The organism is Amycolatopsis thermalba, assembly GCF_023376025.1.
In the GTDB taxonomy this organism is placed as follows: Bacteria; Actinomycetota; Actinomycetes; order Mycobacteriales; family Pseudonocardiaceae; genus Amycolatopsis_E; species Amycolatopsis_E thermalba.
In genome coordinates, this window is record NZ_CP091196.1 from 4137733 (window position 1) to 4155187 (window position 17455).

The 17455-nt window shown below is 73.3% G+C and carries 19 protein-coding genes; 13 read left to right on the forward strand and 6 right to left on the reverse strand.

Going from position 1 to position 17455, the window contains the following annotated elements; all coding sequences use genetic code 11:
• Positions 1–54 precede the first annotated feature (54 nt).
• Both L1857_RS19900 and L1857_RS19905 read right to left on the reverse strand, forming a co-directional pair.
• Positions 55–1344 carry a M20/M25/M40 family metallo-hydrolase gene (locus tag L1857_RS19900; RefSeq protein ID WP_094003024.1) on the reverse strand — a complete coding sequence of 430 codons (1290 nt, stop codon included), beginning with the start codon at positions 1342–1344 and terminating at the stop codon, positions 55–57.
• The gene (locus tag L1857_RS19905; RefSeq protein WP_094003023.1) at positions 1337–2164 is read right to left on the reverse strand and encodes a M55 family metallopeptidase; all 828 of its coding nucleotides are present in this window, start codon (positions 2162–2164) and stop codon (positions 1337–1339) included. Before L1857_RS19905 ends, L1857_RS19900 begins: the two co-directional genes overlap by 8 nt.
• A 140-nt stretch (positions 2165–2304) precedes the next feature.
• Here L1857_RS19905 and L1857_RS19910 point away from each other — a divergent pair, with 140 nt between their 5' ends.
• The 5 genes from L1857_RS19910 to mptB all read left to right on the forward strand — a co-directional run bounded on the left by L1857_RS19910 (position 2305) and on the right by mptB (position 9239).
• On the forward strand, positions 2305–4086 hold the full coding sequence (locus L1857_RS19910; protein ID WP_094003022.1) for an ABC transporter substrate-binding protein: 1782 nt from the start codon (positions 2305–2307) through the stop codon (positions 4084–4086).
• A 2-nt stretch (positions 4087–4088) separates the two neighbouring features.
• The gene (locus L1857_RS19915; RefSeq protein ID WP_249465848.1) at positions 4089–5105 is read left to right on the forward strand and encodes an ABC transporter permease; all 1017 of its coding nucleotides are present in this window, start codon (positions 4089–4091) and stop codon (positions 5103–5105) included.
• Entirely contained in the window at positions 5102–5998 is an 897-nt protein-coding gene (locus L1857_RS19920) for an ABC transporter permease (RefSeq protein ID WP_094003020.1), read from the forward strand. The genes L1857_RS19915 and L1857_RS19920 overlap by 4 nt, the downstream gene beginning before the upstream one ends.
• Positions 5995–7611 carry a nickel ABC transporter ATP-binding protein NikE gene (nikE, locus tag L1857_RS19925; RefSeq protein WP_249465850.1) on the forward strand — a complete coding sequence of 539 codons (1617 nt, stop codon included), beginning with the start codon at positions 5995–5997 and terminating at the stop codon, positions 7609–7611. The genes L1857_RS19920 and nikE overlap by 4 nt, the downstream gene beginning before the upstream one ends.
• Positions 7612–7685: 74 nt before the next feature.
• The gene (mptB, locus tag L1857_RS19930) at positions 7686–9239 is read left to right on the forward strand and encodes a polyprenol phosphomannose-dependent alpha 1,6 mannosyltransferase MptB (protein ID WP_249465853.1); all 1554 of its coding nucleotides are present in this window, start codon (positions 7686–7688) and stop codon (positions 9237–9239) included.
• Between the two features lie 590 nt (positions 9240–9829).
• Here the strand turns inward: mptB and L1857_RS19935 are convergent.
• The 4 genes from L1857_RS19935 to L1857_RS19950 are packed head-to-tail and all read right to left on the reverse strand — an operon-like array spanning position 9830 to position 13403.
• Entirely contained in the window at positions 9830–10192 is a 363-nt protein-coding gene (locus L1857_RS19935) for a hypothetical protein (protein WP_143266126.1), read from the reverse strand.
• Between the two features lie 16 nt (positions 10193–10208).
• Positions 10209–10637 carry a TIGR03668 family PPOX class F420-dependent oxidoreductase gene (locus L1857_RS19940; RefSeq protein ID WP_094003017.1) on the reverse strand — a complete coding sequence of 143 codons (429 nt, stop codon included), beginning with the start codon at positions 10635–10637 and terminating at the stop codon, positions 10209–10211.
• The gene (locus L1857_RS19945; protein WP_116109237.1) at positions 10627–11484 is read right to left on the reverse strand and encodes a S66 peptidase family protein; all 858 of its coding nucleotides are present in this window, start codon (positions 11482–11484) and stop codon (positions 10627–10629) included. The genes L1857_RS19940 and L1857_RS19945 overlap by 11 nt, the downstream gene beginning before the upstream one ends.
• Positions 11481–13403 carry a prolyl oligopeptidase family serine peptidase gene (locus tag L1857_RS19950; protein ID WP_249465856.1) on the reverse strand — a complete coding sequence of 641 codons (1923 nt, stop codon included), beginning with the start codon at positions 13401–13403 and terminating at the stop codon, positions 11481–11483. The genes L1857_RS19945 and L1857_RS19950 overlap by 4 nt, the downstream gene beginning before the upstream one ends.
• A 76-nt stretch (positions 13404–13479) precedes the next feature.
• Between L1857_RS19950 and L1857_RS19955 the strand changes: the two genes are divergently transcribed.
• From L1857_RS19955 to L1857_RS19990, 8 genes are all read left to right on the forward strand, one after another.
• Positions 13480–14058, forward strand: a complete 579-nt coding sequence (locus L1857_RS19955; RefSeq protein WP_020417938.1) for a DUF3090 domain-containing protein — start codon at positions 13480–13482, stop codon at positions 14056–14058.
• A 2-nt stretch (positions 14059–14060) separates the two neighbouring features.
• Positions 14061–14864, forward strand: coding sequence for an SCO1664 family protein (locus tag L1857_RS19960; RefSeq protein ID WP_338024585.1), 804 nt, complete (start codon positions 14061–14063; stop codon positions 14862–14864).
• 132 nt (positions 14865–14996) lie between these two features.
• The gene (locus L1857_RS19965; RefSeq protein WP_094003013.1) at positions 14997–15560 is read left to right on the forward strand and encodes an RNA polymerase sigma factor; all 564 of its coding nucleotides are present in this window, start codon (positions 14997–14999) and stop codon (positions 15558–15560) included.
• Positions 15551–16105: an Asp23/Gls24 family envelope stress response protein gene (locus tag L1857_RS19970; RefSeq protein ID WP_116109230.1), complete on the forward strand. Its 555-nt coding sequence runs from the start codon at positions 15551–15553 to the stop codon at positions 16103–16105. Before L1857_RS19965 ends, L1857_RS19970 begins: the two co-directional genes overlap by 10 nt.
• 12 nt (positions 16106–16117) lie before the next feature.
• A complete protein-coding gene (locus L1857_RS19975; RefSeq protein ID WP_094003011.1) occupies positions 16118–16471 on the forward strand; it encodes an Asp23/Gls24 family envelope stress response protein in 354 nt (117 codons plus the stop codon).
• Positions 16468–16764: a hypothetical protein gene (locus tag L1857_RS19980; protein WP_094003010.1), complete on the forward strand. Its 297-nt coding sequence runs from the start codon at positions 16468–16470 to the stop codon at positions 16762–16764. Before L1857_RS19975 ends, L1857_RS19980 begins: the two co-directional genes overlap by 4 nt.
• 58 nt (positions 16765–16822) lie before the next feature.
• The gene (locus L1857_RS19985; RefSeq protein ID WP_116109228.1) at positions 16823–17275 is read left to right on the forward strand and encodes an Asp23/Gls24 family envelope stress response protein; all 453 of its coding nucleotides are present in this window, start codon (positions 16823–16825) and stop codon (positions 17273–17275) included.
• A gap of 1 nt (position 17276) precedes the next feature.
• Entirely contained in the window at positions 17277–17453 is a 177-nt protein-coding gene (locus L1857_RS19990; protein ID WP_094003008.1) for a hypothetical protein, read from the forward strand.
• Positions 17454–17455: the final 2 nt, after the last annotated feature.

The following is a 17455-nucleotide window of genomic DNA, read 5'->3' on the forward strand; positions in this document are numbered from 1 at the left end:
GCCGTCACGGTAGGGGCCCGCCGCCCCGGCCGGGAACGCCGCGGCAGGAAGCGGTCAGCAGTGCGTCAGGAAGTGCTGCAGGACCCGCTTGCCGAAGTGCAGCCCCTCCAGCGGCACCCGCTCGTCCACCCCGTGGGCCATCGCCCGGTACGGGAAGCCCTCGGGCAGCCACAGCGGCGCGAAGCCGTAGCAGGCGATGCCCAGCGGGCTGAACGCCTTGGCGTCGGTGCCGCCGCCCATGCAGTACGGCACCACCACCGCCTCCGGGTCCTGCGACCGCAGCGCGTCGGCCATCGCGGTGAACCACGGGGAGTCCACCGGCGCCTGCACGGCCGGCTGGTGCGCCACGAACTCGCGCGTGATGTCCGGCCCGAGCAGCTCGTCGATCTCCTCCAGCAACTGCTTCTCGGTCCCCGGCAGCGTCCGCGTGTCGATCTGGGCCTGAGCCAGGCTCGGGATCACGTTCACCTTGTAGCCGGCGTCCAGCATCGTGGGCGTGGTGCTGTTGCGGATGGTCGGCTCCACCAGCCTCGCCGCCGGGCCCAGCCGCGCCATCGTGCCCTCCACATCGGACAGATCGACCTCGACGCCGAGCGCCTGCCCGGTGCGGACCAGGAACGCCTCCACCGTCGGGGTCAGCGTGACCGGCCACTCGTGCGCCGCGATCCGCTGCAGCGCGCCGACCAGCCGGACCACGGCGTTCTCCCGGTTGGGCCGGGAGGCGTGCCCGGCCCGGCCCCGCGCGGTCAGCCGCATGTGGGCGGTGCCGCGCTCGGCCGTGCCGACCGGGTAGAGCCGTTTGACCGAGCCGTCCGCCGCGGGCACGTGGTAGGTGTAGCCGCCGGACTCGCTGATCGCGGCCACGCACCCGTCGAACAGCTCGCGGTGCTCGGCCGCCAGCCAGTGCGCCCCGTACTCGCCGCGGTCCTCCTCGTCGGCGACGAACGCCAGCACCAGGTCCCGCCGCGGCCGCAGCCCGTCCGCGACCGCGGTCAGCACCATCGCGATGAAGTCCTTCATGTCCACCGCGCCCCGGCCCCACAGGAACCCGTCCCGGACCTCCCCGGCGAACGGCGGCACCGTCCAGTCCGCGGCGTCGGCAGGCACCACGTCCAGGTGCCCCTGCACGAGCAGCGCGGGCAGCGACGGGTCGGCGCCCGGGAGGCGGGCGACCACGTTCGTGCGCCGCGGCGCGGACTCCAGCACCACCGGTTCCAGCCCCGCACCGGCGAGCACACCCGCGACGAACTCCGCCGCGTCCCGCTCGCCCTCGGCATCGCCGTGGCCGCGGTTGGTGGTGTCGAACCGCAGCAGCTGCGCGCACAGACTTTCGACGTTAGCCATACTTCCCCTGCACCGCGCCCGCGGCGATCGCCGTGACCACCTTGAACGCCTTCATCGCGTCGGTCATCGTGGCCGCGTCGAAGCCGACCCGGCGCACGCCGGTCTGCTCGACGGTCGGCACCACCGCGGCGGCCTGCGCCAGGTGGCTCGCGTCGAACTCGACCTCGATGCGGTGCGCGGCGGCCGTGCCCGGTGTCCGCACCGCACGCTCCATGCTCGCCCGTGCGGCCGCGCTCAGCATCTCGGCGGTGCGCGACGGGGGAAGGCAGATCGCGGCGTAGCGGCTCACGCACTCCTTGACGGCGACCAGCTCGGCACCCGGCGCGTAGTCCGCCGCGTCCTCGCAGGTTTTGTCGTCGCCGGACACCAGCAGCACCGGCACCCCGTGCTCGGCGGCCAGCGCGGCGTTGAGGCGGCCCTCGCTGGCCGGCACCCCGTCCAGCCACACCCCGGTGATCTGGTTCTCCAGGTAGGTGTGCGACAGCACCCCGTCCGCCCCGGCCCCGGCGTGGTAGCCGAGGAACACCACCCCGTCCACGCCGGACTCGATGCCCTGCATCATCGACAGCGGCTTGTGCCGCCCGGTGAGCATGCGGGCCCGCTCGTCGAGGTCCTCCAGCAGCAGGTTCCGCTGCGACGAGTGCGCCTCGTTGACCAGCACGCCGGTCGCGCCGCCCGCGCACACGCCGCGGATCACCGCGTTCACGTCCCCGGTGAACAGCCGCCGGAACCGCTGCCACTGCTCGGTGCCCGGGACGACGTCGTCGGTCCAGGTGACGCCGGTGGCGCCCTCCATGTCCGCCGAGATCATGATCCGCATGGTCCAGACCTTACGTCACGGCTCGGCAACACCACCCGTGAGTCGTTGACTCGGCGTGCTTGGAAGTGGTTACTTTCCGGTTCCACAATCAGCCAGAGAGGTGGGGACCTGTGGGGATGCGTTTCCCGAGACGAACGCGCGTGGGTGCGGCGGTGGCCGCCGCGGCGCTGGTGACCGGCCCGTTCGTGCCGGCCGCCCACGCGCAGCAGCAGGGCGGCACGGTGCTGCGCGTGGCGCTGGTGCAGGAGATCGACCACCTGAACCCGTTCCTCGCCTCGTTCGCCTCCAGCACGATGGTCGGCCGCATGACCTGGGAGTTCCTCACGCTGCCCTCGGCCGAGGACAACACCCCCGCGCCGGGCCTGGCCGAGTCCTGGTCCACCTCGCCGGACAAGCTGACCTGGACCTACCGGATCCGCGACGGCGTCAAGTGGTCCGACGGCAAGCCGGTCACCGCGCGGGACGCGGCCTACACGTTCACCCGGATCATGACCGACGAGAACGCGCAGGAGGCCAACGGCACCTACGTCGAGAACTTCGAGTCGGTCACCGCCCCCGACGACCGCACGCTGGTCATCAGGACCAAGACCCCGCAGGCCAGCATGACCGCGCTGGACGTGCCGATCGTGCCCGAGCACATCTGGGCGAACCAGGCGAACATGACCGACCCGGCCACCGACTCGGTGCCCGTGGTCGGGGTCGGCGACGGCCCGTTCCTGATCACCGAGTACCGGCCGAACGAGCTGGTCCGGCTCAAGGCCAACCCGGACTACTGGCGCGGCCGCGCCAAGATCGACGAGCTGCAGTTCATCAGCTACAAGAACTCCGAGGCCGCGGTCAACGCGCTGCGCAACGACGAGGTCGACTTCGTCAACCGGCTCACCTCGACCCAGTTCGACACGCTGAAGAACGCCGAGGACATCACCACCAACCAGGCGACCGGCCGCCGCTACCGCGAGCTGATCATCAACCACGGCGCCCAGACCCTGTCCCGCCAGCCGATCGGCGACGGCAACCCCGTCCTCAAGGACGTGCGGGTGCGGCAGGCCATCGCCCGCGCCCTGGACCCGCAGACCCTGGTGGACAAGGTGCTCGGCGGCTACGGCCAGCCCGGCGGCGGCATCGTGCCCGCCTCCTTCCCGGCCTACCACTGGGAGCCCTCGCCGGGCGAGCGCTACACCTTCGACCCGGCGGCCGCCAACGCCCAGCTCGACCAGGCCGGCTACCCGCGCGGCGCCGACGGCACCCGCATCGGCCCGGACGGCAAGCCGATCGAGCTGCGGCTGCTCGGCCGCGCCAGCGAGGACTTCGCCCAGCGCGCCTCCGACTACGTGGTCAGCTGGCTCGGCGCCATCGGCATCAAGGCCACCAAGCAGCTGGTCTCCGACAACGAGGTCGACGAGCGCACCAACGACGGCAACTACGACCTGGCCTTCTCCGGCTGGGGCACCAGCCCCGACCCGGACTACATCCTGTCCAAGCAGACCTGCGCCGCCCTGCCCGCCGTGGCCGGCAGCAGCAGTAGCACCGCGTTCTTCTGCGACCCCGAGTTCGACCGCCTCTACGCCGCCGAAAGCACCGAGTTCGACCCGGCCAAGCGTGCCGACCTGGTCAAGCAGGCCCAGGCCCGCTACTACAACCAGGTGCCCAGCATCGTGCTGGACTACGACAACGTGCTCGAGGCCTACCGGTCGGACAACTTCGCGAGCTTCACCAAGCAGCCCGCCGGCACCGGCCAGATCATGGAGCAGAGCGGCTACTGGGGCTTCTACGGCGCGACCCCGGCCGAAGGCGGCTCGTCCGCCGCCGGTGGCCTGTCCGCCGGCGCCTGGATCGCCATCGGCGCCGGGGTGGTGATCGTGCTCGCCATCGCGGGCACCGCCGCCGGGCGGCGCCGCAAGTCCGCCGACGACCAGGAGTAGGCGTGACGAACGCGGTCTCCACCGCCGCGGCGGAGCTCGACGAGCCCCGCCGCGGCACGGGCACGGCCCGGTTCCTGCTCGGCAAGCTCGGCGGCGCGATCGGCAGCCTGCTGCTCGTGGTCGCGCTGGGCTTCCTGCTGTTCCGGATGATCCCCGGCGACCCGGTCACCACCCTGACCCGGGACCGGCCGACCAGCCCGGACCAGCTGGCGCAGCTGCGGGAGCGGCTCGGCGTGAACAAACCGCTGTACCAGCAGTTCCTGGACCACCTGGGCGGGCTGCTGCGCGGCGACCTGGGCACCTCCTACGGCTACAACCGGCCGGTGAGCGCGCTGATCGGGGAGCGGATCGGCCCGACCCTGCTGCTCGTCGGCACCGCCACCGTGCTGGCCGTCGCGCTCGGGCTGTGGCTGGGCGTGCGGGCGGCGTGGCGGCGCGGCAGCCTGTTCGACCGCACCCACACCGGCATCGCGCTGACCCTGTGGTCGATGCCCCAGTTCTGGCTGGGCCTGCTGCTGCTCATCGCCACGCAGGGCGTGTTCCCCAGCGGCGGCATGCGTTCCCCGGACACCTCGCCGGAGTTCTTCCCGCAGCTGCTCGACGTCGCCCACCACCTCGCGCTGCCGTGCGTCACGCTGCTCGCGGTGATCTACGCCCAGTACATGCTGGTGATGCGCTCGTCGCTGCTGGGCGAGATGAACGCCGAATACCTCACCACCGCCCGCGCCAAGGGCCTGCGCGAGGACCTGGTGCGCCGCCGCCACGCGGTGCCCAACGCGCTGCTGCCCACGGTGACGCTGGTGTTCCTGCAGTTCGGCCTGGTGGTGTCCGGCACCGTCACGGTCGAGACGGTGTTCTCCTGGCCCGGGCTGGGACTGCTCACCTACGAGGCGCTGCGGGTGCCGGACCTGCCGCTGCTGCAAGGAGTCTTCGTGGTCATGGCCGGCTCGGTCATCGTGATGAACCTGATCGCCGAGGTGCTCTACCGCGTGCTCGACCCCCGGGTGCGTGCCCAGTGACCGCCCCGGCCGCGATCGCCTGGCAGCGCCGCCGTGCCGCGGCCGCCGCCGTGTGGCGCGAGTTCGCCGCCGACCGCGGCGGCCTGGCCGGCCTCGGCGTGCTCGTGCTGGTGGTGCTGCTGGCCGTGCTGGCGCCGGTGATCACCGACCCGGCCGGGCTGGACGTGGTCAACGCCGCCGGAAAGCCCTTGCAGCCGCCCAGCGGCGAGTTCCCGCTCGGCACCGACATCGACGGCCGCTCGGTCCTGCTGCTCACCCTGTGGGGCGCGCGGGTGTCGCTGCTGGTCGGGTTCGCCGCGACGATCCTGTCGGTGCTGATCGGCACGATCGTCGGCATCGCCGCCGCCCACTTCGGCGGCTGGGTCTCCGGCCTGCTGATGCGGTTCACCGACTTCTTCCTGGTGCTGCCCTCGCTGGTGCTGGCGATCGCGCTGTCCACCGTGCTGCCGCACGGCGTGCCGACGATCATCGTCGCGGTCGGCGTCACCTCCTGGCCCACCACGGCCCGGCTGGTGCGCGCGCAGACCCTGACCATCGAGTCCCGCCCCTACATCGAGCGGGCCCGCGCCCTGGGCGGCGGGCACCTGCACGTCATCGGCAAGCACGTGCTGCCCGGGGTGCTGCCGCTGGTGCTGGCCAACACCACCCTCGTGGTGGGCAACTCGATCATCGCCGAGTCCACGCTGTCCTTCCTCGGCCTCGGCGACCCCACCGCGCCGTCGTGGGGCCAGATGCTGCAACGCGCCCTGTCCTCGGGCGCGGTCACCGGCGGAGCGTGGTGGTACCTGATCCCGCCCGGCCTGGCGATCGTGGTGATCGTGCTGTCGTTCACCCTCGCCGGCCGCGCGCTGGAGACGGTGCTCAACCCGCGGCTGAAGGGGGAACACGCGTGAGCCTGCTGGAGATCAAGGACCTGCGCGTCTCCTACCGCGACGTCGACGCGGTGCGCGGTGTGAACCTGACGCTCGCGCCGGGGGAGACCCTCGGCGTGGCCGGGGAGTCCGGTTCGGGCAAGTCCACGGTCGCGATGAGCGTGCTGCGGCTGCTGCCCAGATCCGCGCGCGTCACCGGCGAGATCCTGCTCGACGGCGAGGACGTCACCACCATGCGCTGGGGACACCTGCGCGCGGTGCGCTGGGCCAAGGCGTCGGTGGTGTTCCAGGGCGCCATGCACGCGCTCAACCCGGTCCGCACTATCGGCGACCAGATCGCCGAGCCGATCCGGCTGCACGACCCGTCCGCGGCCGACGTGGACGCGCGGGTCGCGGAACTGCTCGAATCGGTGGACCTGCCCCCGTCCCGCGCCGGGGCGTATCCACACGAGCTGTCCGGCGGGCAGAAGCAGCGCGTGATGATCGCGATGGCCCTGGCCTGCCGCCCGCGCCTGATCATCGCCGACGAGCCGACCACCGCGCTCGACGTGATCGTGCAGGCCCAGGTGCTCGACCTGCTGAGCCGCCTGGTCGCCGAGCACGGCCTCGGGCTGGTCATGATCAGCCACGACCTGTCCGTGCTCGCCGCGACCTGCTCGCGCATCGCCGTGATGTACCGCGGCGAGATCGTCGAAGAAGGCCCGTCGCAGGAGGTGATGCGCACGCCGGAGCACGAGCACACCCGCGCGCTGGCGGCCGCGTTCCCCACCGTCGGCGACCCGGCCGCCCGGTTCGCGCCCGCGACCACCGCGCCGCTGCCGCCGGAACCGGACACCCCGCCCCCGCCGGACGTGCTGCTGGCCGCGGAGAACCTGCGGGTCACCTTCCGCGACCGCCGCGGTGCCCGCATCGACGCCGTCGCCGGGGTGGACCTGCAGGTGCGGCGCAACGAGATCGTCGCGCTGGTCGGCCAGTCCGGCTCCGGCAAGACGACCCTGGCCCGCACGCTGCTGGGGTTGCAGAAGCCCACCTCGGGCGTGGTCCGCTACGACGGTTCGCCCGTGCCCGCCTCGGGCGCCGCGCTCAAGGCCTACCGGCGGCACGTCCAGCTCGTGCTGCAGGACCCGGCCAGCGCGCTGAACCCGCGCCACACCGTCTACGAGGCGGTCGCCGAGGGACCGCGCATCCACCGCCTGCCCGGCGACGAGCGGCAGATCGTGACCGAGGCCCTGGAGGCCGCGGAACTGCGCCCGGCCGCGCACTTCCTGCACCGGCTGCCGCACGAGCTGTCCGGCGGGCAGCGGCAGCGCGTGGTGATCGCCGGCGCGCTCGCGCTACGGCCCGGGGTGCTCGTCGCCGACGAGCCGGTCGCGTCGCTGGACGCCTCGGTGCGCGGCGAGATCCTCGGGCTGCTGCTGCGGCTGCGGCGCGAACTCGGCCTGGCCGGGCTGGTCATCACCCACGACCTCGGGCTGGCGTGGAACATCGCCGACCGCGTGGCCGTGATGTACCGGGGCGAGCTGGTCGAGGTCGGCACCGTGGAGGAGGTCCTGCTCGACCCGAAGCACCAGTACACGCGCTCCCTGCTCGCGGCGCTGCCCGGCGGCACGACACGCGAGTCCTTACCGTCCTGAATGCCCGCAAGTCAAGGAAATGACGTTCCCGGCGGGAACCCGCAGGGGAACGGTGTGTAATCTCCGTGGACGAAATGGCGACCACCACTGACCCCGCTCCCGGGGCGCCCGCGCGGGCGCACCCGGCCGCGCGCGTGCGCGTGCCCTCGCGGTTCCCGTACCGCACGATCGCGATGGGCACCCTCGGCAGTCTCCTGCTCCTCATCGGCGCGCTCGGGGCCGGCGGCATCCTGATCCGCGACCCCGTCCTCGGGCACGGCCCGCTGTCCTGGGTCCGCTACGGGCACGGGCAGATGCTCGCCAACGCGGTGCTCTACGGCGGGTTCGCGCTCGTGGTGTGGGCGTGGGTCCGGCTGGGCCGCTACATGCTCGCCGGGCGCATCGGCAGCAGGCCGATCCTCGTCGCCGCCGCGTGCTGGATGGCGCCGCTGCTGATCTCGCCGCCGCTGTTCACCCGCGACGTGTTCTCCTACCTCGGGCAGGGCGCCCAGCTGCTGCACGGGCTCGACCCGTACGCGCACGGCCCGGCCGAGCTCGAGGTGCTGCGCGACGTCGTGCAGAACGTGCACCCGGTCTGGCAGACCACCCCGGCGCCCTACGGCCCGCTGTTCCTGCTGATCGCCAAGGGTGTCGTGGCGCTGACCGGCGACAACGTGATCGCCGGGGTCATCGTGACCCGCCTGGTGCTGCTGATCGGGCTGGCGATGATGCTGTGGGCGCTGCCGCGGCTGGTGCGTCACCTCGGCGGCAAGCTGCCGATCACCGTGTGGCTCGCGGTCGCCAGCCCGATGACCGTCATCCACCTCGTCGGCGGCCCGCACAACGACCTGCTGATGCTCGGCTTCCTCACCATCGGCGTGCTCGCCGCGCTGGAACGGAAGCACGCGGTCGCGATCGTGCTGGTCACCATCGGCATGCTGATCAAGCCGACCGCGGCGGTCGCGCTGCCGTTCCTGGTGTGGGTGTGGGCCAACCACCTGCCGCACCCCAGCCGGGTCCGCAACTTCTTCCAGGCCGGCGCGATCTCGGTCGGCCTGTTCGGGATCGTGTTCGTGGCCGGCACCTGGGTGTCGCTCGGCTCGTTCAACCTCGGCTGGGTCACCGGCCTGCAGGCGCCGACGCTGGTGACGAACTGGCTGAACTTCCCGACCGGGCTGGGGCAGCTGGCGCACACGCTGGTGAACGTGGTGATCACCGTGCCGGAGTCGCCGTTCGTGACGGTGGCGCGCGCGCTGGCGATGCTGACGCTGGCGGCGTTCATGGTGCAGCAGTGGTGGAAGGCCCGGAACGGCGGCAACGAGGCGATCTTCCGGATGGCGATGGCGCTGCTGGCCACCGCGATCCTCGCCCCGCCGACCCTGCCCTGGTACCTGACCTGGGGCTTCGTGATCGCCTCGGCGTTCCCGTGGCGGCGCAGGCACCTGGCGATCGTGGTCGCCGTGGCGTCGTTCCTGGTGCTGGCCTACTACCCGACGGGCGAGCAGGCCCTGTACGACTGGTGGTTCGTCGTGGTGGTCCTGGCGCTGTCGGTCTACGCGGCGGCGTCCCTGCTGCGCCCCGACCCGCTCGGCCTGGTCGGCGCGTGGCGCCGCCAGCCCGAGGTGCCGGACTTCGTCGCGAAGGGCTAGTGCCCGAGTTCGCCGGTGAGCGACATCGTGCCGCCGCCGTCGGAGGCGGCGCTCGACGCCTTCGCCGGGAGGAGAGCCGCGCCGAGCGGCCCCGCGGATCGCTGAAATTCTCACGATGCCGCCCATCGCGTCCCACCATCGAGCGGGTCAACCTCGCGGGGCACCACCCCGGGCCGAGTCGGACAAAGGTTATGTCCAGGTGATGGGCGTCGAAGGCGGGTGGGCGGTCGCCGCGGAATCCGTGGCGGTTGCGGTGCTCGATCTGGTCCGCGGGGTCGGGAGTGACCGCGCGGATGGCCCAGCGGCGCAGGTGGTTGCGGATGGTGCGGGAGTAGGCCTATCGCCGCACACTCGGTCGGGCTGGGTGCGGGGTCAGCCGCCGCCCAGCCGGTGGATCTTGGTGGCGGGCCACCACGGGAGCAGCCGGTGGCATGGTCAGCCGGCTCGATCCCGGATTTCGGGTAGTTCGAATCCAGCCCCGTGGTGGCGGGGATGGTGGTGGCGCGCATCCGGAAACGGCCGCCGGGCCTACCCGTCCGCGCCGGCGGAAAGTCCTCGATCAACGCTCACCGGTCATCCGACAGCACGCCCTAGTGCCCGAGTTCGCCGGTGAGCGACATCGTGCCGCCGCCGTCGGAGGCGGCGCTCGCGCTGCTCGTCAGCGGCTGCCCGTCGACCTCGATCGAGGCGGACAGGTCGTGCTCGCCCGCCGGCTGGATCAGCAGCTCCAGCTGCTGGGTCCCCTCGGCGGGCAGCGTGAAGGTCTTCGTCCACGGCGGGGTGATGCCGTCCTCCTGCACGGAGGTCTTCCCGTCGGCCTTGTACTTGATCCACGCGATCTGCCCGGTGCCGGTCACCTCGTAGACGATGGTGTGCGGCGTCTCCGGCTCGCTGGAGCAGGCCGCCGCCAGCACGAACACCGGCACCATCGCGGCCGCGCGCAAGGTTCTCATGCGCCGATCGTAGGGATCAGGTCACCGCGCCGGGGCCGGATTGGCCGGTTCCTGCCCAGCCGCTCCACCGCGTCACCCGGGTGATCACCACCGGGCCCTCCGGCGGCCGCTCCGCGTACTGCGGGTACTTCGCCACCAGCAGCGGCACCGGCCCGGGCTCCTCGACCGTCGCCGTGCCGTCGGCCCGCGCCCACCACAGCCGGGTCCAGTCCTCGTCGTACTCATCGGCGAGGAAGCTCACCGCGGGGTTGGCCGCGATGTTGGCCAGCCGCCGCAACGCGTGCGTCGACTTCGGCTTGTGGTCGACCGCGAACACGATCTCGTCCCCGGACACCGCGAACGTCACCGGCACCAGGTGCGGCAGCCCGTCCGCGGACACCGTCGCCAGCCGCGCCACCCGCGCCGCCGCGAAGCGCGCCCGCGCCTCCGCCGCATCAAGCCGCACCCGTCACCACCCGCAGCCCGGCCGTGTCCAGCACCGCCGAGACCCCGAGCGGCACGGTGAGCGACCCCTCGACGTGCCCGAACGGCACGCCCGCCAGCACCGGCACCCCCAGCGGCGCCAGCCGGTCCAGCATCAGCGCCCGCACATCCGCCGGATCACCACACCGCGTCCAGGTGCCCAGCACGATCCCGGCCACCCCGGCGAACCAGCCGGACCGCAGCAACTGGGTGAGCATCCGGTCCAGCCGGTACACCGGCTCGCTCACGTCCTCCAGCACCACGATCCCACCCGACGCGCCGCCCTGCTCCGGCGTGCCCACGCCGGCGGCGAGCAGGCTCAGGTTCCCGCCGGTCAACCGGCCCCGGGCGGTGCCCGGCACCAGCGCCTCGGTCCCGGGCAGCGTCACCGGTCCCGGCTCCAGCAACGCCCGCCGCAGGTGCTCGCCACCCGCCTCGTCCCAGTAGTCACCCGCGGGCATCGGCGAGAACAGCGTCGGCAGCCCCAGGTGCTCGTGGATCGCCGCGTGCAGGGCCGTCACGTCACTGGACCCGGCGAACACCGTCGGCCCGGCACCGCGCAGCGCGGGCCAGTCGAGCAGGTCCAGCATCCGCTGGGTGCCGTACCCGCCGCGCGCGGCGAGCACCACGTCCACCTCGGGGTCCAGCCACGCCTCGGTGAACAGCTTCGCCCGCGCCGCGTCGGTGTCGGCCAGGTACCGGAAGGGCCGGGACCCCGGCGTGACCAGGTTGTGCACGCGCAGTCCCCACGAGCCGAGCACCGCCAGCGCCCGCTCCAGCCGCTCCGGGGCGACCGGCCCGGCGGGCGCGACCAGGGCGACGGTCGTCACGAGCGCAGCTCCAGTTCCGGCATCCCGGGCGTGGGGAAGCCGAACACCTGCCCGTAGAAGGACAGCTCGGCCTCCAGCGCGGCGATCATCGTCTCCGCCTTGCGGAACCCGTGCTGCTCGCCCTCGAACGTCAGGTAGGCGTGCGGGATGCCGCTGCCGGCGAGCGCGGCCACGAACCGGTCGGCCTGCTCGGGCGGGCAGATCTGGTCCTCCAGCCCCTGCAGTAGCAGCACCGGCCCGGCCAGGCGGTCGGCGTGCCGCAGTGGGGACCGCTCGACGTAGCGTTCCCGGGTCTCCGGCAGCGGCCCGACCAGGCCGAGCACGTAGCGGGACTCGAAGTCGTGGGTCTCGCCGCCGTCGCCGGTCCACCCGGCCAGGTCGAGGATCGGGTACTTGATCGTCGCCGCCCGGTAGGTGGTCACGCTCGTCATCGACGCCGCCGAGGTGTAGCCGCCCGCGCTGCCGCCGCGCACCGCGAGCCGCGCCGGATCGGCGGTGCCCTCGGCCGCCAGTGCTTCGGCGACGGCGGCGCAGTCCCGCACGTCGACCACGCCCCACTGTTCGCGCAGCCGTTCCCGGTAGGCGCGGCCGTAGCCGACCGAGCCGCCGTAGTTGACCGCGACGATCCCGATGCCGCGGCTGGTGAAGTAGGCGAAGTCCAGGTCGAGGTCGCCGGACACGCGGCCGGTGGGCCCGCCGTGGACGTGTACCAGGTAGGGCGGGCGTTCGCCGCCGGGGCCGGTGAAGCCGGGGTTGGTGGGCGGGTAGACGTAGGCCGGGATCGGCACACCGTCCGGGCTCAGGAACGTCCGCTCCCGCGGCACCGGCAGGTACTCCGCCGGCGGCAGCGGGTGGGTGGGCGCGGTCAGCTCGGTCACCGTGCCGCTGCCCAGGTCCACGTGCACGACGGCGCTCTCGTGGCGCGGTCCGGCGGCGATGCCCGCGACCCCGTTCCCGTGCCGGGCCAGCGTGGCCGTCCAGCTGGTCAGGTGCTCCGCGACCGGCGTGACCGTCCCGGCGTGCTCGTCGAGCACGGCCAGCCGCCCCGAGTCGAGCACCGCGTGACGGCCGCCGCCCAGCGGCACGAACCAGTTCGCCCCGATCTTCCACAGCGGCCCGCCCAGCTCGCGCTCGCCCGGGGCGAGCGCCACCGTCGTGCCGTCGAGCCCGATCCGGTGCAGGTTCCACCAGCCGTCCGGGTCCATCAGCGCGAGCAGCGTGCCCGCGTCCGCCCACTCCACCTGGCAGACCGACACGCCCGGCCCGCCGGCGAGGACCCGGTGCGGGCCGAACCCGCCGGGCCGCACCTCGGCCACGCACAGCTGCGTGGAGTCCCACGGCATGTCCGGGTGGTCCCAGCCCAGCCACACCGCGTGCCGCCCGTCCGGGGACAGCTGCGGCGCGGTCAGGAAGTGGTGGCTGGCCCCTAGTGACACGACCTCGCCGCCGGACAGCGACACCAGATCGCGGCGGATGTCGGTGCGCCGCGGCCCGGTGCTCGTCTCCCGCACCGCCCACACCGCACCGTCCGGGCCGGGACGCAGATCGCCGAACCGGACACCCTGCGGCATGTGCGGCTCCGGTGTGACCGGAACCACCTCGCCGCTGTCCAGGTCGCGCGCGTGGACCCGCTGGTCGTCCCAGTGGGTGAAGAACAGCGTCCGGCCGATCACCAGCCACGGCCGCCCGCCGTACTCGTGCACCCGGTTCCGCGCGTTCCACGGCGCGGGCAGCATCTCCTCCGCGCCGTCCTGACCAGCGCGGACCAGCGTCAGCCTGCCGCTCTCGGCGGGGCGGGCCTCGGCCCACCAGACGGTGCCGCCGACGACGTCGAGCCACTGCGCGCCACCGCCCGCGGCGGCGACGTCGGCGGCGGAGATGGGGGAGGTCCAGGTGCCGTACGGCGCGGTTTCAGCCACCGCCGCACTCTAACTAAGATGCAAGCGGGGGCGGCGGATGCCGATCATGAAACAGTGGCATAGGGTCGGGGGTGCCATGGCTCGTGTAATCCACGTCTTCCGCCAGCCCGACCGGTTCGTCGCAGGGACCGTCGGGGAACCGGGCGACCGCACTTTCTACCTGCAGGCCACCGAGGACGTCCGCACGGTGAGCGTGACGATCGAGAAGCAGCAGGTGCAGGTGCTCGCCGAACGCCTGTCCTCGCTGCTGGAGGAGATCGTCGCGCGCTTCGGCGCCGAGGTGCCCGAGACCGTGCCCGACGACCTCGTCGACGTCGATCCGCTCGAGGTGCCGGTCGAGGAGGAGTTCCGGGTCGGCACGATGGGCCTGGGCTGGGACGCCGAAACCAGCGCGGTCGTGATCGAGCTGCTCGCGATGACGGAGGGCGAGGTCGACGAGACCGTCGTGCTCGACGACACCGAGGAGGGCCCGGACGCGGTGCGCGTGTTCCTCAGCCCGGCCGCGGCGCGGGCGTTCGCCGAGCGCGCCGACCGGGTGGTGCGGGCCGGACGCAAGCCGTGCCCGCTGTGCGGCGAGCCGCTGGACCCGGAGGGCCACATCTGCCCGCGGCAGAACGGCTACCGGCGCAACACCGACCTGGCCGACGAGAGCTAGACGTGGCCCCACCGGTCGGCCCCGCCGATCCTCACGCCAGGGAGTTGCTGACCCGCGGCCGCCTGACCGTCGAAGGCCGCCTGGTCGACGCCTCCAACGTCACCCTGTTCTGCTCGGTGGAGCTGGACGGCCTCGCCGCGCAGGCGGTGTACAAGCCGGTGTCCGGGGAGCGGCCGCTGTGGGACTTCCCGGACGGCACGCTGGCCGGCCGCGAGGTCGCCACCGCCCTGCTGTCCGAGGCGGCCGGGCTGGGCAGGGTGCCGCCGACCGTGCTGCGCGACGGGCCGTTCGGCGAGGGCATGGTGCAGCTGTGGGTGGAGACCGGCGACGAGGAGCTGATCGACGTCCGGTCCCCGAAGGACGTGCCGGACGACTGGCGCATCGTGCTGCACGCCCACGACCGGTCCGGGGAGCCCGCGGTGCTCGCGCACGCCGACCACCCGGGCATGCGGGACCTGGCGGTGCTGGACATCATCGCCAACAACACCGACCGCAAGGGCGGCCACGTCCTGGTCGGCACGGACGGCACCGTGTACGGCGTCGACCACGGCATCTGCCTGCACGCCGAGCCCAAGCTGCGCACGGTGCTGTGGGGCTGGGTGGGCGACCCGCTGCCCGGCGAGACCCTGGACAAGCTGCGCGCCCTCCCGGAGAAGATCCGCGGCGACCTGGGCGAGCAGCTCGCGCCGCACCTGACGAAGCTGGAGATCAGCGCGATCGCCGAACGCGCCGAGATGCTCGTGGCGACCGGCGTGTTCCCCGAACCCGGCGACGACTGGCGCGCCATCCCCTGGCCGCTGTTCTGACCGCAGCCACCAATCCGGTGACCGCCCTCACCCGAATTCGTGACGGGCCGGTGCGTGAGCTTCCGCCCTGCCCGGTGTCTGGGCTACTGAAGCGAGTGTGAACCCGGGGAGGCTGTGCATGGGCGGGACGCGGTGACGGCCGGGACCCACCTCGGCGAGGTCCTGGACGACCCGACGCTGGTCGCGCGGGCGCGCGACGGTGACGTGCGCGCCTACGAGGAGCTGGTGCGCCGCTACCAGGGCCGCATGTACCGGCTGGCGCTGCGGATGCTGGGCAGCGCCGGGGACGCCGAGGACGTGGTGCAGGAGGTGTTCCTGACCGTGTGGCGGCGGCTGGAGCAGCTCGCCGACGACCGGGCGTTCGTCGGCTGGCTCTACCGGTCGGTCACGAACCGGTGCCTCAACGTCATCCGCGCCCGCCGTCCGGTCACCGACGTCGACCCGGACGACACCGAGACCCGCCGCGGCGACGCCCGGCCCGAGCGCGCCGCCGAGGTGAGCGCCCAGATGGCCGCCCTGACCACCGCGCTGGCCGGGCTGACGCCGGAGCAGCGGGCCTGCTGGCTGCTGCGCGAGGTGCACGGCCGGTCCTACGAGGAGATCGCGGAGGCCGTGTCGACCTCGCCCACCGCGGTCCGCGGGCGCATCGCGCGAGCCCGTGCGCAACTGGCGGAGGTGATGCAGCCATGGCGCTAGACCAGACCACCCACGACCTGCCCTGCGGCCGGTCGCTGGAGGACGTGTGGGACCGCCTCGACGCGGTCACCGACCACGACCTGACCTGCCCGCACTGCTCGACCGCGCGCGGCAGCCTGCTCGCCCTGCGGGAGGCGACCCGCGAGCTGGCGGCGGAGGAGACCGAGCCCTCGCGGGACCTGACCGAGCGGATCATGTCCGCGGTCCGCGCCGACGTGCGGCGCCACCGCGGCATGGTGCCGCTGTCCGCGCCGGAGCCCGGCACGCTCGAGGTGAGCGAGCAGGCGGTCGCGGCCGTGCTGCGGTTCGCCGCCGACGAGATGGACGGCGTCCGCGCCCGCCGCTGCCGGGTCACCACGGCCGGGCTGGACGCCGACGGGCGGACGCGGATCGAGGCCGAGCTGACGATCGCCATCGCCTACCGCGACGACCTCGCCGACGTGCTGACGCGGCTGCGGGACCGGGTCGGCGCCGCGTGCTCGTCCGGGATCGGGGTGCGGCTGGTGCGGCTGGATCTGACGGTCGACGACTTCTACGACCGGTGAGAGGGGGAACTGGTGCACGTCGAGTGGATCGTCGAGGACGCTGTGGTGGCGTCGGTGGCCGCGCACGCCGCGCGGTCGGTGCCGGGCGTGGCCCGGCTGGAGCCGGGTGTGGCGGGGCTGGTGCGCGGCTGGGGCCGCACCCGGTGGCAGCAGGTCAAGGGGCTCACGCCGGCGCCCGCGGACGGGGTGAGCGTCCGGCGCGCCGGGGACGACGTCGAGGTGTGGGTGGGCATCGCCACCCGCGCCGGGGCGCAGGCGGCCGCGGTCGCCAGGGCGGTGCAGCGCGAGGTGCGCGCCCGGCTGACCAGGGACACCGGGGTGCGGCCCGGTCAGGTGTCGGTGACCGTGCTGGACATCGAACGATGACCCCGCGCGCCGAGCGGGTCGAGGCGATCCTGACCGCGTTGTCCGAAGTGGACGGCCTGCGCCCGGCCGCGCCGGCGGTGCGGCCGGTGGCGTCGTGGAACCCGGCCGCGCTGGCGGTCGACCTGACCCCGGAACTCGTGCGGGTGCGCCTGGTCGCCACCGCGCTGCCGCTGCCGCCGCGGCTGCGGCTGGCCGGGGACGCGGTGGCGAAGGCCCTGGTGGGAAGTGCGTACGCGGACGCGGACATCCGGCTCGTGGTGACCGATGTGGACGGATCCGCGTTCGGCGCGTGACGTTGCCGTCGCAGCGGTGTCGGAGAAGTGGGAACACCAACCGGAAAGGGGACGAACGATGAGCAGTGGAACCGAGGAGAAGGCCACCGCGGTGCGCAAGGCGCCGGAGAGCTCGCTGGTGACCAGCCAGGGCACCACCACGATCGCGAGCACGGTGGTGCAGAAGATCGCCGGGCTGGCGGCGCGGGAGATCCCGGGCGTGTACGACCTGGGCGGCGGCGCGGCGCGGGCGTTCAACGCGCTGCGCGAGCGCATCCCGGGCGCCAGCGGCAGCGTCGGCCAGGGCGTGTCGGTCGAGGTCGGGGAGAAGCAGGCCGCGGTGGACCTGCAGATCGTGGTCGAGTACGGGGTGTCCATCGCCGACCTGGCGCAGGCGGTGCGGGCCAACGCGATCGGCGCGATCGAGCAGATGACCGGCCTGGAGGTCGTCGAGGTCAACATCACCGTCAACGACGTCCACCTGCCCGGCGACGACGAGCCGGGCGACGGCGCGGCCGCGCGGGTGCAGTGACATGAACGCCACGATCGCCGGTCTGCTGACCGGGCTCGTGCTCGGCCTGGCGGCCGCGTTCGGCGGGTTCGGGGCGTTCCTGATCGTCGCCGTGCTGGGCGGGCTGGGCCTGCTGGCGGGCCGGGTGCTGGACGGCAAGCTCGACCTGTCCCAGTTGACCGGCCGCGAGCGGAGGTGAGC